The following is a 15,449-nucleotide window of genomic DNA, read 5'->3' as shown; positions in this document are numbered from 1 at the left end:
CTGGCCCTGGCACTCGACAAACAGCGCGAACGCATCCGTCACCAGCAACGCGGTGGAGCACGGCTTCGTGCCCGGGGTGCCGGCCCCAAGGACACACTCTGCGCAGCCGACCGCATTCTGGCCGCGATCCTCTACACGCGGAAGATCGGCACTCAAGAACTCCTCGGGCAACTGTTCCAGGTGGGCAGAACGACCATCACCCACGCCGTCGGCGAGGTCTGCCCGCTCCTCCGGCAGCACGGCTACGACATCGCAGCTTCAACAGCCCGCTTTCGCACCCCACTTGACGTGATGAACTTCCTCGCACAAGGAGACAGCGACACGGAGATCAAGACCGCATGTTGATTCTCTGCAAGCCCTTACCGTCCAGGAAGTCGACCGCCTCGGCCGCAACCTCCTCGAAGGGCTGATCGTCCTCAACGACCTCTTCCAGCGCGGCATCGCCGTCAAAGTCCTGGACGGCATCGCCACCGGCGAGCACACCGAGCGCTCCCTGATCCTGGACCTGGCGCTCGCGCTCGTCGAGGACCGGCGCCGCGACATCATCAAGAAGACGAAGAACGGCCTGGGCTCCGCCCGCGCCCGCGGCCGGGTCGGCGGCCGGCGCCCCGTCGTGGACGACGACAAGCGCCGCGTGATCCTCGCCCGCCGCGCCGAAGGCCAGTCCATCCGCCAGATCGCCACAGCCGTCAAGGTGTCCGCCGGCGTCGTGCACAAGACCCTCAACCCTGCCCCGCAGAGCTTCCGGGCCTAGTTTGCGACTGGTGTCTGAGCTAGGGTGCGGCGCGAAGTCGCACATGACAAGTGGAGGTAAATAGTTAGAAAGAGGATAAAAGAGACGCCTCCCCGGCCTGTGTCCAGGCCGCGTCCCCGCACTCGCATGCGTCGCTGGTAACGGCGGGGTGTGAAGCCGAGTGTTCAAGCCCAAGAGTGCCTTGGCCATCGAGGCGCAACAGGCAAGGGGAAGACTGGGCGGGTGAATGCGAATGAACCCCTGTTGATGCCTCGTAACTGACACTTCGTCGATGGTGTGCATGAAGACGGAGAGAGGACTCGGCGCTGAAAGGCGCCAGGCGAACCTGTGCGACCTAGAAGCAGGTGCGGACACCGCCAGTCCCGGGGTATAGGGGGCACCCAATCCAGTCACATCTTGCATGTGTGGAACGCGAGAACCCCGTTGGAGTCCGGTGGGCGAGTCGCCAACCGGTAAGCCAGACGCAAGGAAGGCCCAACCCTCCAGCGGGAACAGGATGACCCAAGAAGCAAATGCCGGTAGGCCGAAAGGCCAGGGGAAAGCAGGGGGACCGAAATCCTCACGGCCCTGCATAACCCGCCGGATACGGTCCCGAGTAGACCGGCCCGAAAGGGCGCCCACGTGGGTCAGGTGAGCCCTTGAAGTACAAAGCCAAAACATCAGAATCGCAGAACAAGTTAGACGTTGGGGGTAACCGTGGGATCAGAAACGAACCAGTTAGATTCCGCTGCCCCAATGAACGGACCTGCGAACGCGCTCGACTGGAACAGCATCGACTGGGCCAAGGCCGAGGATGACGTACGACGTTTGAGGCAGCGGATCTTCAAGGCGACACGGGACGGGGACCTCAAAAAGGTCCGCAACCTGCAAAAGCTCATGTTGCGGTCCTTCAGCAACACGCTTGTGAGCGTGAGGCGAGTGACACAGCAGAGCGCTGGACGTAAGACGGCTGGGATCGACAAGGAACGTGCCCTCACTGCTACATCGAGGGCAAGACTGGCAACCGAAATCCATCGGTCGCCCCAACCTTGGCGAGCCAGGCCGGTAAAACGCGTGTATATCCCGAAGAGTAATGGAAAGCAGCGTCCCCTCGGCATCCCGGTCATCCGTGACCGCGCCCTCCAGGCGCGGGTGAAGAATGCCATGGAGCCCGAGTGGGAAGCCCGGTTCGAACCGCGGAGCTACGGCTTCCGGCCCGGCCGGGGTTGCCATGACGCGATCGAGGCAATCCACAACGTCGCCAGGGCAAGGTCCAAGCGACAGTGGGTCCTAGATGCGGATCTGGCAGGGGCATTCGACCACATCGACCACGACCACCTCCTTAGAGCCATCGGCCAGTTCCCTGCCAGGGGACTGATCCACCGGTGGCTGAAGGCCGGCGTCATGGAAGACGGTCGATTCCTCGCCACGGAAGAGGGAACTCCCCAAGGCGGGGTAATCAGCCCGCTGTTGATGAACGTTGCTCTACACGGGTTGGAAACGGCTGCGGGGTGCGAATACGGGGTAAAGCAGTGCGGGCGAGAGCCCGGGGCAGTGCCCGGCACTCCGGTACTGGTGAGATACGCAGACGATTTTGTGGCGATCTGCCACAGCGAAGAGGAAGCGCATCAAGTCAGGCGAAAGCTGGGTGAATGGCTAGGGCCGAGGGGCCTCACCTTCAACGAGGAAAAGACCCGTGTGGTCCACCTTGATGAAGGTTTCGACTTCCTCGGCTTCAACGTCCGTCGGTACAGCGGAAAGCTGCTCATCAAGCCGAGCAAGGAGGCCGTTAAGAGGTTCCAGGAAAGGCTACGTGCCGAGATGCTCTCACTTCGGGGAGCAAACGTCGGTGCGGTGCTGCGTAGGATTGTGCCCATCACGCGCGGATGGGCGGCCTACTACCGGGTTGGGGTGTCGAGCAAGACGTTCGGCTCGCTCGACAACTATGTATGGACGCTCACCTATAAGTGGGCCAAGTACAGGCACCCCAATAAATCAAGGTACTGGGTGTGCGACAGGTACTTTGGCAGGTTCAATAGGGAAAGGCGGGATCGCTGGGTGTTCGGGGACCATGCAACTGGTGCCCACCTTCAGAAGCTCGCCTGGACCAAGATTATCCGACACGTGAAGGTGCGAGGATCTGCGTCGCTGGACGATGCGACTCTCGCGGAATACTGGAACGAACGCCGAAAGAGGCAAGCGCGAACCCTGCCACTGGACAAGAAGGCACTCTCTTTGGCCTACCTACAGAGGGGGCTGTGTCCACTGTGCAGGCAAGCGCTCATTGCCGGAGCTGAATTTGAGCGTGAGGACCCGCGCTTTTGGGCAGAGTGGTTCTGGATTCAGCTCAGGGGAGGCGGGCTCAACAGGCACCACCTCACCTATCGAAAGAACGGCGGGACGGACGAGAAGAAGAACCTGATCCTTGTGCACGCGGACTGTCATCAGATGCACCACGCCAAGATTGACAGACGGCCAACTATGCAGGTTCCGTGAGCCCTTGGGGCTCGCTTGAGCCGGATGCCGGGACGACTGGCAAGTCCGGTTCTGAGGGGGCCGGGGCGCGGTAACGCGCTCCGGCTACCCGACACGCCGGGGCCGTGAAGCGGCGGGCGGTGAACTGCGGGACTCCGAGTCCCATGGCGAGCCCATGGTCGAGGACGTGGAGGGGCGGAGGCGCGGTGGGGTCCTGGGGCACGGTTGGACCTCGTGTTCGGCGAGTGGGCAGCGCCACTGGCCTGTGCGGCGGCCAGTCGTTGACTGGTCGACTCCAGGTTCGTCGCCTGAGCTCACTGCCGGCACCGGGGACGACTGCAGGCCGTCGCGCTGCAGCCGCCCGGCCGGGAACCAGTCGTCGTGCATGCGCGTCAGGTTGGGTTCAGTGCTCCACCCGGCCGGTGTCGTACGCCCACATCGCGATCTCGACCCTGTTTCGAGCGCCGATTTTGGTCAGCAGGCTGGCGACGTGGGTCTTGGCGGTCGTCAAGCCGATGAACAGCTCGTCGGCGATCTCGGCGTTCGTGCGGCCACGGGCGACCAGCGTCAGCACCTCCTCCTCGCGTTCGGTGAGCGGCTCGACCGGTTGGGTCCGTCGGCTCGACGGTTCCCTGGCGGCGAGGGTGGCCAGCAGCCGCCGGGTGATGTTCGGCGCGATCAGTGCATCGCCGGCGGCGGCGACATGGACGGCCTGGACGAGCAGCTCCGGCCCGGCGTCCTTGAGCAGAAAGCCTCGGGCGCCAGCCCGGAGCGCGCCGTGGACGTACTCGTCGAGGTCGAACGTCGTGATCACCACTACCGCGATCGGGTCCGGGACGCCCCGCCCCGCGAGGAGCCGGGTCACCTTGATGCCGTCGAGCCCGGGCATCTGGATGTCGACCAGGCACACGTCGGGGCGGAGCCGATGCGCCAGCTCGACGGCGGCGTGGCCGTCGGCGGCCTGGCCGACGACCTCGATGTCGGGCTGCGCGTCAAGGATCATCGACAGGCCGGTGCGCACCAGATCTTGGTCGTCGGCCACCAGCACGCGCACCGTCATCGGCGTACCTTCGTCGGCAGTTCGGCGTCGACCGTCCACCCGCCCTCGGGCGCCGGCCCGGCACGCAGCGTGCCGCCGAGCAGCTGCACACGCTCGGTCATCCCCAGCAGCCCGAAGCCGTGGTTCACCGACCGTGCCGGGTCTATCTGTCCGTCGTCGGTCACGCGTAATCGAAGCCTTCCCGCGCCCTCTACGACCCGGATCATCACTCGCGAGGCGTTGCGGGCGTGCCGCAGGGCGTTGGTCAGCGCCTCTTGCGCCAGCCGGTAGACCGCCGCGTCGACCTGGGGCGGAAGTTCGTCCAGGTCATCTGGCAACTCCACGTCGACGGCCGGGGCCGGGGCGCGTCGGGCGAGGGACACCAGGTCGGCGATGCCGGGCTGGAGGGCGTACTCCGCCGGCGCTCCGTCGCGCAGCACCCGGACCATCGCCCGCATCTCCGCGAGCGTCCGCGACGCTTCCCCTTCGATGACCGCCAGCGTCTCGAGCGCCGCTTCAGGTCGCTGCCCGGCGATCGCCCGGCCCGCCTGCGCCTGCACAGCGATCGCCGAGACGTGGTGGGCGACCATGTCGTGCAGCTCGCGCGCGAGGCCGACCCGCTCCTGGCTGCGGATCTGGTCCACCGCCCGGCGCCGGCTCTCGGCGCGGTAGCGGAACGCCGCTCCGCCCGCCGCCGCCGTCGCCAGCACGGCAAACCCGCCGAAGAGCTCGGTCGGCCCGGTGTAGTCGGTCACCATGCCGAATACCGCAGCGACCGCCACCACCGCCGCCCCGATCACGATCTCGCGTCCTGAGTCCCAGCGGACCAGCGCGTAGACGAACACCAGGATGTAGGTCATCGTGTTCAGGCCCACGCTCTGGGCCCCGCCCAGCAGTCTCGCCAATCCCAACGCCGTCGCGGTGCCGAAGGCCACCACGACACAGGCCAACGGGTGGGTACGCCGCCACAGCAGCACCGGTGCAAGTCCGACCGCCACGATCGTCGCGAACGGCCGCCAGGCGACGTCGTTCCGGAGGACTCCCTCAAGCAGCGCCGTCACCATCAACACCCCGACCAGCACCCAGTCGCGCGACACCCGTTCGGGAGCGTCCGTGGCGCGGGGCTCGGCCCACAGCGAGCTTAGGGCGTTGGTAAGCACCCACCCAGCCTAGGGACCGCCGAGGCGTCGGGGACCGTCAGTGCTGCGGACACGGGGTGAGGTCGGCAACCGCTGCTCGCGTTCAATCGTCCTTCGGGGTATGGCGCAGCCAAGCCCCGAACCGCCCCCAACTCAGCCGAGCTGGCCGCACTGTGGCCAGGACTCCAGTTCAGAAAGGCCGTTCGGCTGCCCCGGCATCCACGTTGCCGGCCACACCGCATGCCTCGCCCACCTGGATGGCTCCGACCGCAGCACCTATCTGGCCGGCCTGCCCCCCGGAGCCGACATCGACCACCGCGGCACCCCCTTCACCGAACTCCTTCTCAATGCCCTCCTCCACGCTCTCCGCGACCCTGCTACCGGACACCCCCGCCTTGGTGCCGCCGCGTTCGGGGCGGCGACCTTCAAGGACTACGCCAGGTTCGGGGCGGCGACCTTCAAGAGCGACGCCGATTTCGGGTCGGCGACCTTCAAGAGGGCGTTAAGCCTCGGGCCATTGGTGTGCGCCGGGCGGGTCACGTTGTCCGGGGCGGTGTTCGGCGGCCCGGTGACCCTTGCGTTTGCCGCGCGCCGCCTGGAGTGTCGGCGGACCCGCTGGTCGTCGACGGCTGAGGTACATCTGCGCTACGCCACGGTGGACTTCGCCCGTGCGATCTTCGAATATCCCCTCACCATTGCGGCAGAGCCGGACCCGTTCGTGCTCTTCGACGGCCGGCAGGTGACAGAAGAGCCGTTCACTGGCTCACCCGACCCCGCGGTACACATCGCCTCGCTGCGCGGAGTGGACGCGGCCCACTTGGTCCTCGCCGACGTCGGACTCGCGGAATGCCTGTTCACCGGGACCGTGCACCTGGACCAGCTCCGTCTGGAAGGCACCTGCTCCTTCGACACGGTCCCACCCGGTACGCACTGGCAATCGGGGCACCTGGTGCGGTTCACCCAGCGCCGCACGCTTGCCGAAGAGCACCACTGGCGCGCGAGCCAGCCGACAGCCGTCCCGGGCTGGCACGTGCCCGTATTCGGCGCCGTGCAAGTCGGGCCGGCACAACTGGCACCCGTGTACCGGGCGCTGCGCAAGGCCTTCGAGGACAGCAAGAACGAGCCGGGTGCGGCAGATTTCTACTACGGCGAGATAGAGATGCGCCGCCACGACCGTACCGGCACCATCCGCGCCGAACGCGGACTGCTGTACGGCTACTGGCTGCTGTCCGGCTACGGCCTGCGCGCCTCCCGGGCTTTGGGCTGGCTCGCCGCCGCCATGCTCGTCACCATCGTGCTGCTGATGGTCTTCGGACCCCCCAAGGACGGCACGAAGCAGGAAGCGACCGGCACCGTGCCGCCCGGCGGCGGGCGAGTGACCTTCGAGATCGGCAAGGACGAACCGCGCACCCCCACCGGAGACCGGTTCACCGGCGAGCGCTTCGACAAGGCCCTGAACGTCACCCTCAACTCGGTGGTCTTCCGCTCCGCCGACCAGGAGCTGACCACCGCCGGCACCTACATCGAGATGACCTCCCGCCTGGTGGAGCCCGTCCTCCTGGCCTTCGCGGTCCTAGCCGTCCGCAATCGAGTCAAACGCTGAACTCGTCCGCCCGGCACTGAGGTAACCGGTGTACCCGAGCCGGCGTGAGCCATCGCGCGAAAGATTTCAGCGCCCAGGTCACAGACCCGCTCACTGAAATCTTTCGTGCTACCCGACAGTTACCGTCAAGCCGCGGCAGCGATCGAGGAGTTCACGTGGAAAAGTGCCCAGCGGTCACGTCGGGAGCCGGTGGGTCAGCCCAGGAGGCGTATCCGGCCGGCCGTGTGTCCTCAGGGCGGTGTCTCACCGGCGCGGACCAGACCGGTCTCGTAGGCCAGGACGACGACTTGGGCACGGTCGCGGGCGCCGAGTTTGGCCATCGTCCGGTTGATGTGGGTCTTGACGGTGACCGGGGCGACGAAGAGCCGTTCCGCGATCTCGTCGTTGGACAGGCCCGTGGCCACCAGGATCATCACCTCGCGCTCCCGGGGCGTGAGCGAGGCAAGCCGTTGCGGGGAGGCGAGGCGGCCCGGGGAGGGCTGGGCCAGGAAGCGGGTGATCAGCCCCTTGGTCGCAGCCGGGGAGAGCAGCGCTTCGTCCGCCGCGACGAGGCGGATGGCGTCGAGGAGCTGGACCGGTTCGATGCCCTTGCCGAGGAAACCGCTCGCACCGGCCCGCAGGGCCTGGATGACGAACTCGTCCACCTCGAAGGTGGTCAGGACCAGGACCTTCACTCCGGCCAGGTCTTCGTCCTGTCCGATGAGCCGGGTGGCTTCGATGCCGTCGACTTCCGGCATCCGGATGTCCATGACGACGACGTCGGCGCGTTCGGAGCGGGCCAGTTCCACGGCCTCGCTGCCGTTGGACGCCTCCGCGACGACCTCCATGTCCGGCTGTGCGTCGATGAGCAGGCGGAAGGTGCCGCGCAGCAGGGCCTGGTCGTCGGCGAGCAGGACACGGATGGTCATCGGGGGCCTTTCGGGCAGGGGGCTCAGATGGTCTGCGGGGTGAGGGCGAGGGGGAGTTCGGCCTGTACCCGGAAGCCGCCCTCCGGCCGGGGGCCGGCGGTGACCGTTCCGCCGATGGCCACGGTGCGTTCGTGCATGCCGATCAGGCCGTGCCCGGTGCCGGGACCGTTGGCCGCGCGGGGACGCCCGTCGTCCGTGACGGTGATGCGGAGTATCTCGGTGCCGTGGTCCACGGTCACCACCGCATGGGTCGCGGTCGCGTGCTTGCGGGTGTTGGTGAGCGCTTCCTGGATGATGCGGTAGGCCGTCAGGCCGGTGGTGGGTGCCACCGGGCCCGGGGTGCCCGTGCGCACCACCTTCACCGGCAGCCCGCCGGCGCTGACGCCGGCGACCAGCGCGTCAAGGTCGGCCAGCCCGGGAAGGGGCGCCCGGGAGTCGGGGGCGTCGTCGGGCTGGCGCAGCAGGCCGACGGTGGCACGCAGTTCGTCGAGCGCGGCGCGGCTGTTGTCCTTGATCTGGGCGAGCGCCTGATAGGCCCGGTCGGGGTCGGTGCGCATCAGATGGTGGGCCACGCCGACCTGGGCGTTGACCAGGGTGATGTGGTGGGCGACGACGTCATGCAGCTCGCGGGCGATGCGGACCCGTTCCTCGGTGACCCGGCGGCGGGCCTCCTGCTCCCGGGTGCGCTCGGCACGTTCCGCGCGCTCCTCGACCCGGGCGAGGTGGAGGCGGCGGCTGCGGACGGCGTCGCCCAGGACGGTGGCCGCAATCGCCAGGTCGAACCGCAGTAGGCTCGTACCCGCGAGGGGCCCGGCCGAGGCGGTGACCGCATGGACGGCCGTGATCGCGACAGAGGCGATCAGGCCGACGGTCCACGCGGTGCGCCGGCTGCTGCGGGTGGCGACGGTATAGAGGGCCACCAGGCTCGCCGCCGGAGCCAGGGAGGAGTCCGGCCCGCGGACCATGTGGGCCAGGTCGACGGCCAGCGTGGCGACGGCGACGGGCAGCGGCCAGCGGCTGCGGACGACCAGGGGCAGGCATGCCAGCGCGGTCCAGGCCACCCCGGCCGCCCGGGGCAGGTGCCAGCCGGACCACCCCTCACCCACGGCGCTCGCCCCCACACCGACCAGAATGACCAGCACGGCCGGGAGCGCGTCCCTGATCCGCTCATGACGGGTCAACCACTGCCGGAACACGGCTGTCACCTGCATCCCTTCACTGTATGCAGTACGGGCCGGACCGCGGACGAGCGACTTCCGCGGCCCGGCCCGTGCACTCTGCACTCCGTCGACGGGTCTCAGCCGGCGATTCCGGCTGTCTGCGGCTCACGGTCCCTGCCGGGCCGCCCGACAGGTTTCTCCGACGGGCCTTCCACCGACACATGCGGCAGCGCCCGGTCCAGGCGGCGGGGCAGCCACCAGTTGCCCCGCCCGCACAGGTGCATCAGCGCGGGTACGACGATCATGCGGATCAACAGGGCGTCGAGCGCCACGGCCACCGCGAGGCTCACACCGAACTCGGAGATCACGCGCATGCCGCCGAACACGAACGAGCCGAAGACACAGACCATGATGGCGGCCGCGACGGCGATCACTTTGCCGGTCTCGGCCTGGCCGACGCGGATCGCGCGGCGGTTGTCCCCCGTACGGGCCCACTCCTCGCGCATCCGGCTGACCAGGAAGACCTGGTAGTCCATGGACAGGCCGAACATGATGCCGACGACCAGGATGGGCACGAACGACTCGATCGGCCCGGCGGCCCCGAGCCCGAGCAGGCTCGCGCCGAAGCCGTACTGGAAGACCACGACGATCGCCCCGAACGCCACCCCGATGCTCAGGATGTTCAGCAGTGCGCCGACAGCAGGTATGAGCAGGCTGCGGAAGGCCACGGTCAGCAACAGGAAGCCGAGCGCGGCGATCACCAGGACGAACACCGGCAGCTTGGCCATCAGCACCGACGCGAAGTCGTCGTTGCTCGCGGTGAGGCCGCCCACGTAGACCTTCATGGACGTGCCCTGCTCCGCCTGCGGCAGCACGTCCGTGCGCAGACGGTGGATCAGGTCGGAGGTCTCCTCGGACTGCGGGGACGTCGTCGGCACGACGGAGATCACGCCGACCCGCTGTCCGTCCTTCATGGGGGCGGCGGACACCCCGGCGACCCCGTCGACCTGCTTGAGGGTGGTGACCAGCTTCGCCTCGGCCGCCCGGTCGGCGGCGGTGGGGGCCTGCACAGCCAGGGCCAGCGGGCCGTTGAAGCCGGGGCCGAAACCGTCCGCGATCATGTCGTACGCCTGCCGGTTCGTCGAGGACGCGGGCAGGTTGCCGTCGTCGGACGCGCCCATGCGCAGCGTCAGCGTCGGCAGGGCGAGCACCGCCAGCACAACCAGAGCGATCAGACCCAGCACCTTGGGGCGGGCCTGCACCCGTTCAGCCCACCGGCCCCAGACACCGTTCCCAGGTGCACCGAACGTCCCGTAGGCGATCAGGGCACGGCGCTGGCTGCGGCTGAGAACCCGCGAACCGATCAGGCCCAGCAGCGCCGGCAGCAGCGTGATGGCGGCCAGCACGGTCAGTGCCACGGTGATGGCCGCGCCGATGGCCATGCCGTTGATGATGCCGACGTTCAGGGTGAGCATGCCGAGCAGGGCAATGACCACGGTCAGCCCGGCGAAGACCACAGCACGGCCGGAGGTGTTCAGGGACTTGGCGACCGAGTCGGCGACGCTCATGCCCGCCATCAAGTTGGACCGGTGCCGGTTGACGATGAACAGCGCGTAGTCGATGCCCACGCCCAGCCCGATCAGCGAGCCGAGGATCAACGTGGTGTCCGAGAGGGTGACGACATGGCTGAGCAGCATCACCACGACGGCAGAGGTGCCCACCCCCGCGATCGCCGTGATGATGGGCAGCGCGGCGACCCACACCGCCCGGAACACGAGCAGCAGCACGACGAACGCCAAGACGATGCCCATAGTGTCGGCTGCCGCGTTCGGCTTGGGGTTGACGGTGAACGCCTGCCCGTTCAGCGCGATGCGCAAGGACGCCGAATCCGGCGCGGTCGCGAGCTCCTTGACATGGTCGACCTGGGCGTCGGCGGCGCTCCGCTCGAACGACACCGTGGCGTAAGCGGTCCTGCCGTCCTTACTGAGCTGCCCCTGACCGGCAGCCGTAAAAGGGCTGGTCACGGATGCGACGCCGGGAGCGTCGGCGACGTGCTCCAGCGCTTCGGCCATCTGCCGCTCGATCGCGGGGTCGGTGACCTTTCCACCGTTCACCTGCCAGACGACCCTGCCGCTCTTGCCCGCCGCACTGTCGTGAGCGCTCTGCAGCAGGGCCGTCGCCTTGGCCGAGTCGGTGTTCTGGGAGGACGAGCTGTTGCCGAAGGCGCTGCCGGCCGCACCGGCGCCACCGCCAAGGGCGAGCAACAGACAGACCCAAGCCGCGACGACGGCTAGCCGGTGCCGGTGGCACCAGCGGGCGAGAGGGGACATCGGCAAACCTTTCCAGGGGTACATCACACAGCGGAACCGGGTACTGCCGGTTCCCACCTCACTCTCGCGAGCCCGGGAGTTCTCGTCGTCGGCCTCCCGCAGACACTCGCGTCTACTGCGCTCGCAGCAGGCGTCAGGAGCAGTCACAACACCCTCATCCGGCTCCGATATCCCTGGCCGATGCTCAGCGGCGACACGACCGGTACGGCGGCTTCCCCCGCTGCGGCCTGGACGAGCGGACCGGCTGCTTCCTGGGGGCGGACAGCACCGGTGCGCGTCTCGCGCGTCCGAGCTGCGCGCGTGACCAGGTAACGGGATTCCAGTAGCCGGTGCGCCCTCGGACCAGGGGGTAGCAGGCGAAGCCCAGGAGCACCGCGTCCAGGTGGCCCACGCCGGTGAAGTCGCGGTCGACCGCGAGCGCGATGCCGTAGACGAGCACGAGGGCGGCGGCGTAGAGGTAACGCCAGGGCCGGGCGATCAGGTAGGTGAGCACGGCCTGCATACCGGCCAGGGCGTAGCTGACCCCGTAATCGAGGGTGTGCTCGGCGCCCTGAGGGCTTTGCCCCAGGTGAATGGTGTGGTCGAGGGCGCCCTGACTGAGGTAGGTCGCGCCGATGTGGGTGATCAGGACAACGGCGAGCCAGCGGAACGTGCCCAGCCGGCGCTCGAGGGGGACATGGAAGAGGTTGTAGAGGGCGAAGTGCAACAGCCAGTTGCCGCCGGCGAGGTACCAGGCGCTGGTGATCAGTACGCGGGCCGGGTCATGAGCGAGGTGGTGCAGGTTGGTCGAGTGCAGTTCCAGGATGCGGTGGGCGGTGGCCGCAGAGGCGTGACGGACGACTTCCGTGCTGGCCAGGAGCAGGAGGAGCCACAGGTGAGTGCCGGGGGCCCGGCGAACGTAGGCACCGTAGCGGCGCGCGTACCCGGCGAGGTGGGTGAACGATCTGCGCATCAGGTACCGGGAGTGGTCCCGGCGAGTCCGCACCCGTAGGTGACCGCGACGAGTCGGGTGCGGTTGCGGGTGTGCGGCTTGGTCATGGTGCGGTGGATGGGGGTGCGCACGGTGAGCGGGCCGACGACGGGTCCCCCGGCGATCTCGGCATAGGACAGGCTCTCGGCGGCGGCCAGAGCCATGACCTGCCGTTCGCGGGTGGCGACGTCGTCGAGGCCGACGGGCCCGGCCGCGGCGGCCTGCTCGGGTGCGCTGAGGAACCGGGCGACAAGGACATGGGTGGCCCGCGAAGAAAGCGGGGTGTCACCGGAGGCTACGACGCGGATGGCCATGGTGGTCTTCTCCTCGGTGACGTGATCGGGTACCGGCGCGTGCCGGGGCAGTCGTGCAACGGCGGGAGCCGTGACCGTGCCCAGCGGCCGAGGGCTGAGGGCGCGTGTGCGGGCTCGTCGTTCGTCTCCCGGGCCATGCTCCGGTGCAGCCGGCCCCCGGTCGTCAGCCGTACGCGGACACTTCTTCGTACTGCGGATGGCGTAGGCGCCAGTCACGGATCTTCGGCCACCGTGCGACTCCTTGCACGTCTGCCGGACCAACGGGCGCCCGCTGCCCTCTTCGCGTACGGCAGCCCGGCAGGCCCGACGCGGGCGGATGTCGACGCGCGCATGACGACGGTGGGCGGTTGCCCGGTGCTGATGACCACAGCCCCGCAGCCCGAGGCCATCAGGCCGGACGGGCGCCTTGCACATGATCACCAGATGGCGGCAGCGCCTCCAGGACCGCCCAGCCCCGCCCCAGGGGACGTACGCGCCATAGCTCGACCAGACCCGCCGTTGCTTCGCACGACTGCGCGGCGGCATCCCGCGCGTCGACCCACGACTGCCGGTCGCGGGCGCTTGGCGGGGCTGTGAGACCGGTCTCGCCGCGTGATTCTCTGTGCCGGGCTCGTGAAGCAACCTTCCCGGTGGGGCGACAACCGCTGTGCGACAGCTTTTCCACCTTCGATCGGCAACTGGGCATCCTGCGGTGCATCAGCGAGTGGATCGCCGAGTACGGAAAGGCGCCGCCGATCCGTGAGATCGGGCGGCAGGTCGGCCTGTCCAGTTCCTCCTCGGTCGCCTACCACCTGGCACGACTGGAAGCAGCTGGAGCGATCAAGCGGATGGGCCGCCGCCGGTTCTGCCGTCCGAACTGATACCAGCTTCCGACTCACACACGGCGTCCTGAGATTTTGCGGCCCACGGACGCCGAGCCACGGTCGGCAGCCTCTCGACGAACGCGCCGCCCAGCCCTAATAGGACTCCGCGTACGAAGGCCCACGCAGGGCTGACCGGAAGCGGATCACTGCTCTTGCCGCCTCCACGCCTACCGAAGCTACGTGCGCGTGGCCACCGTCGCCCGCTCAGACCATCGCGTATGGAGCGAGGGTGGCACCTCGAAGCGCACCAGGCGCCGCAGAGGCGCTCGGCCCGGCACCTGACCCCGGGCGACCGCGAGGAGATTTCGCGCGGCATAGCGGCGGGCGAGTCCGCCCGGCACATCGCTGCCCGCCTGGGGAGGCCGCCGTCGACCGTCTCCCGGGAGATCGCGCGCAACGGCGGCCGGCAGTTGTACCGGGCCACCGCCGCGGACCAGGAGGCGTACCGGCGTGCCCGCCGGCCGAAGGCGGCCAAGCTGGCCGATCTGCCCGTGCTGCGGGCCGGTCCGGAAGGGCAGCCGCGGACCTGGCGGGAGAGGGACCACCGTCGCCTGCTGACCTGCGTGTTCGATCCAGTGCGAGCGAGCCGGATCGCCTATCGCGGCCGAGACGTGTCGGCGTACATTGAACGCGGCCAGTCAAGTACAGCCATGCGTCCCCACTGTGAAGTCGGTCGAGCGCAGCTGGGAGAGCCGGGGCCGTCGGAGCTCTCAGGAGTACGGTGTGCGACGACCTGTCATAGGCGCCCTAAGTTGCAGCGCGTTGCAGAGAGGCGGGCGTGCGCCCGATGAAGTCCCGGGCAGTACGGGTGAGGTGCGCCTGGTCGGCGAAGCCAGCGGTGGCTGCGGCCAGGGCGGCAGTCGAATCCGGCAGGTCGGCGATCGCGGTACGGAGCCGGCCCCATCGGCGCAAGCGGGTAAGCGCGATCCCCACGTCCTGGCGTACCAGGGCGCGCAGCCGCGGGGCCGACAGGCCGACCTCGTTGGCGATGGAGGTGATGGGCATGTCCGGATCGCGCGACGTGCACAGGTGGACAGCGTGGGCGACTCTCGGATCGAGCGGGGCCGGGTGCCCGGCGAGTGTCCGCAGTTCGGCATATCCGCTGGTCAGGTCCACGCCGGTGGCGGGGCCGTGGGAATCGGTGGTGCCGAGCGCGGCGAGCAGGCGGCGGACCTCGCCTGCGTCGAGCCGTATCGGCCCGGGGCCGGAAGGCAACAGCCAGGGGTCGATGAACAGGGCGATGTAGGGCGAGGTCGCCGCGCAGGTATGGGCCAGCTGGGGCGGAACGATCAGCCCGGGCGCCGCCACCATGGGCCGCCCCGGTTGGAGGAGTTGGGCGTGCCCGCCGATCGGCAGCACGGCTTTCCACGCGGGCAGCCGGTGCTGGGAGACGCTGAACGGACGGGACTCGGCGAACATCGTCGCCTCGGTGGTGGAGGCGAAGACGATGCGGCGATCGTTTTGTTCAAGTGTCCAGGCGCGAGGTGAACGGATCATCGTGCCATGCACGCTACCGCTGCCGCCGCCTTGGCGGTGTTCCTGGTCGTCACGGGGGTCATGCATTTTCTGACCCCCGGCTACTTCCGCACGCTGATACCCGCATGGCTCGGCCGAGAGCGGCTCCTGGTGGCCGTCAGTGGGGCGGCGGAGGTCGTGGTGGGTGTGCTGGTGCTGGTTCCGTGCAGCAGGCCGGCCGGGGGCTGGGCCGCCGCCGTCCTGATCACCTGTTACCTGATGTCCCACGTAGACGCGCTGCGTCGCGCGCGGCCGGACCGGCCCCGGCGCCTGGAGCGGCCGGCCGGTGCGGTGGCCCGGCTGGTGGTGAACGTCCTGTACATCGCCTGGGCGGTTGCGGTGGCCAGGTCCTGACACCGATGCGCGGGGGCCGATGGTCCGAGGCGGCGCCGAAGCCGCC

13 protein-coding genes and 2 pseudogenes are annotated in these 15,449 nt (G+C 68.7%); 7 read left to right on the top strand and 8 right to left on the bottom strand.

Annotated features, from left to right (window positions below; genetic code table 11):
* The 3 genes and pseudogenes from ACFV57_RS39280 to ltrA form a co-directional block, all read left to right on the top strand.
* Window positions 1-345, top strand: a pseudogene (locus tag ACFV57_RS39280) (ISAzo13 family transposase); the annotation flags it as partial.
* A gap of 4 nt (window positions 346-349) precedes the next feature.
* A complete protein-coding gene (locus tag ACFV57_RS39275; protein ID WP_385242933.1) occupies window positions 350-754 on the top strand; it encodes a recombinase family protein in 405 nt (134 codons plus the stop codon).
* 735 nt (window positions 755-1,489) lie between these two features.
* Window positions 1,490-3,229, top strand: coding sequence for a group II intron reverse transcriptase/maturase (gene ltrA / locus ACFV57_RS39270; RefSeq protein ID WP_385242930.1), 1,740 nt, complete (start codon window positions 1,490-1,492; stop codon window positions 3,227-3,229).
* 382 nt (window positions 3,230-3,611) lie between these two features.
* On the opposite strand, the gene ACFV57_RS39265 is transcribed toward ltrA, so the two are convergent.
* Together ACFV57_RS39265 and ACFV57_RS39260 are read right to left on the bottom strand one after the other, a co-directional pair.
* Window positions 3,612-4,268: a response regulator gene (locus ACFV57_RS39265; RefSeq protein WP_385242927.1), complete on the bottom strand. Its 657-nt coding sequence runs from the start codon at window positions 4,266-4,268 to the stop codon at window positions 3,612-3,614.
* Window positions 4,265-5,407, bottom strand: coding sequence for a sensor histidine kinase (locus ACFV57_RS39260; protein ID WP_385242925.1), 1,143 nt, complete (start codon window positions 5,405-5,407; stop codon window positions 4,265-4,267). The genes ACFV57_RS39265 and ACFV57_RS39260 overlap by 4 nt, the downstream gene beginning before the upstream one ends.
* A gap of 100 nt (window positions 5,408-5,507) precedes the next feature.
* On the opposite strand from ACFV57_RS39260, the gene ACFV57_RS39255 reads away from it, so the two are divergent.
* Window positions 5,508-6,989: a hypothetical protein gene (locus ACFV57_RS39255; RefSeq protein ID WP_385242923.1), complete on the top strand. Its 1,482-nt coding sequence runs from the start codon at window positions 5,508-5,510 to the stop codon at window positions 6,987-6,989.
* A gap of 230 nt (window positions 6,990-7,219) precedes the next feature.
* Here ACFV57_RS39255 and ACFV57_RS39250 read toward each other — a convergent pair whose 3' ends face one another.
* The 5 genes from ACFV57_RS39250 to ACFV57_RS39230 all read right to left on the bottom strand — a co-directional run bounded on the left by ACFV57_RS39250 (window position 7,220) and on the right by ACFV57_RS39230 (window position 12,671).
* On the bottom strand, window positions 7,220-7,897 hold the full coding sequence (locus ACFV57_RS39250) for a response regulator (protein WP_385242920.1): 678 nt from the start codon (window positions 7,895-7,897) through the stop codon (window positions 7,220-7,222).
* Window positions 7,898-7,920: 23 nt separating this feature from the next.
* Window positions 7,921-9,108: a sensor histidine kinase gene (locus ACFV57_RS39245; protein ID WP_385242918.1), complete on the bottom strand. Its 1,188-nt coding sequence runs from the start codon at window positions 9,106-9,108 to the stop codon at window positions 7,921-7,923.
* An 86-nt stretch (window positions 9,109-9,194) separates the two neighbouring features.
* Window positions 9,195-11,387 (bottom strand): MMPL family transporter, encoded by a 2,193-nt coding sequence (locus tag ACFV57_RS39240; protein ID WP_385242916.1) that lies wholly within the window; start codon window positions 11,385-11,387, stop codon window positions 9,195-9,197.
* Window positions 11,388-11,571: 184 nt separating this feature from the next.
* Window positions 11,572-12,339 (bottom strand): rhomboid-like protein, encoded by a 768-nt coding sequence (locus tag ACFV57_RS39235; RefSeq protein ID WP_385242914.1) that lies wholly within the window; start codon window positions 12,337-12,339, stop codon window positions 11,572-11,574.
* On the bottom strand, window positions 12,339-12,671 hold the full coding sequence (locus tag ACFV57_RS39230; RefSeq protein WP_385242912.1) for a hypothetical protein: 333 nt from the start codon (window positions 12,669-12,671) through the stop codon (window positions 12,339-12,341). Before ACFV57_RS39230 ends, ACFV57_RS39235 begins: the two co-directional genes overlap by 1 nt.
* 629 nt (window positions 12,672-13,300) lie before the next feature.
* On the opposite strand from ACFV57_RS39230, the gene ACFV57_RS39225 reads away from it, so the two are divergent.
* On the top strand, window positions 13,301-13,531 hold the full coding sequence (locus ACFV57_RS39225) for a hypothetical protein (RefSeq protein WP_385242910.1): 231 nt from the start codon (window positions 13,301-13,303) through the stop codon (window positions 13,529-13,531).
* 257 nt (window positions 13,532-13,788) lie between these two features.
* Window positions 13,789-14,151, top strand: a pseudogene (locus ACFV57_RS39220) (transposase); the annotation flags it as partial.
* Between the two features lie 130 nt (window positions 14,152-14,281).
* Here ACFV57_RS39220 and ACFV57_RS39215 read toward each other — a convergent pair.
* Window positions 14,282-15,031 carry a helix-turn-helix domain-containing protein gene (locus tag ACFV57_RS39215; RefSeq protein ID WP_385242908.1) on the bottom strand — a complete coding sequence of 250 codons (750 nt, stop codon included), beginning with the start codon at window positions 15,029-15,031 and terminating at the stop codon, window positions 14,282-14,284.
* Between the two features lie 6 nt (window positions 15,032-15,037).
* Here ACFV57_RS39215 and ACFV57_RS39210 point away from each other — a divergent pair, with 6 nt between their 5' ends.
* Entirely contained in the window at window positions 15,038-15,403 is a 366-nt protein-coding gene (locus tag ACFV57_RS39210; protein ID WP_385242906.1) for a hypothetical protein, read from the top strand.
* Window positions 15,404-15,449 lie beyond the last annotated feature (46 nt).

This window comes from Streptomyces sp. NPDC059788, assembly GCF_042732265.1.
Taxonomy (GTDB): domain Bacteria; phylum Actinomycetota; class Actinomycetes; order Streptomycetales; family Streptomycetaceae; genus Streptomyces.
This window is presented reverse-complemented; position numbering and strand designations above follow the sequence as displayed.

Excerpts from the sequence above, each read along its gene's own strand:
- ACFV57_RS39245 (WP_385242918.1), bottom strand. The coding sequence starts at position 9,108 with ATGCAGGTGACAGCCGTGTTCCGGCAGTGGTTGACCCGTCATGAGCGG.
- ACFV57_RS39215 (WP_385242908.1), bottom strand. The coding sequence starts at position 15,031 with ATGATCCGTTCACCTCGCGCCTGGACACTTGAACAAAACGATCGCCGC.
- ACFV57_RS39240 (WP_385242916.1), bottom strand. The coding sequence starts at position 11,387 with ATGTCCCCTCTCGCCCGCTGGTGCCACCGGCACCGGCTAGCCGTCGTC.
- ACFV57_RS39230 (WP_385242912.1), bottom strand. The coding sequence starts at position 12,671 with ATGGCCATCCGCGTCGTAGCCTCCGGTGACACCCCGCTTTCTTCGCGG.
- ACFV57_RS39255 (WP_385242923.1), top strand. The coding sequence starts at position 5,508 with ATGGCGCAGCCAAGCCCCGAACCGCCCCCAACTCAGCCGAGCTGGCCG.
- ACFV57_RS39265 (WP_385242927.1), bottom strand. The coding sequence starts at position 4,268 with ATGACGGTGCGCGTGCTGGTGGCCGACGACCAAGATCTGGTGCGCACC.
- ltrA (WP_385242930.1), top strand. The coding sequence starts at position 1,490 with ATGAACGGACCTGCGAACGCGCTCGACTGGAACAGCATCGACTGGGCC.
- ACFV57_RS39250 (WP_385242920.1), bottom strand. The coding sequence starts at position 7,897 with ATGACCATCCGTGTCCTGCTCGCCGACGACCAGGCCCTGCTGCGCGGC.
- ACFV57_RS39235 (WP_385242914.1), bottom strand. The coding sequence starts at position 12,339 with ATGCGCAGATCGTTCACCCACCTCGCCGGGTACGCGCGCCGCTACGGT.
- ACFV57_RS39210 (WP_385242906.1), top strand. The coding sequence starts at position 15,038 with ATGCACGCTACCGCTGCCGCCGCCTTGGCGGTGTTCCTGGTCGTCACG.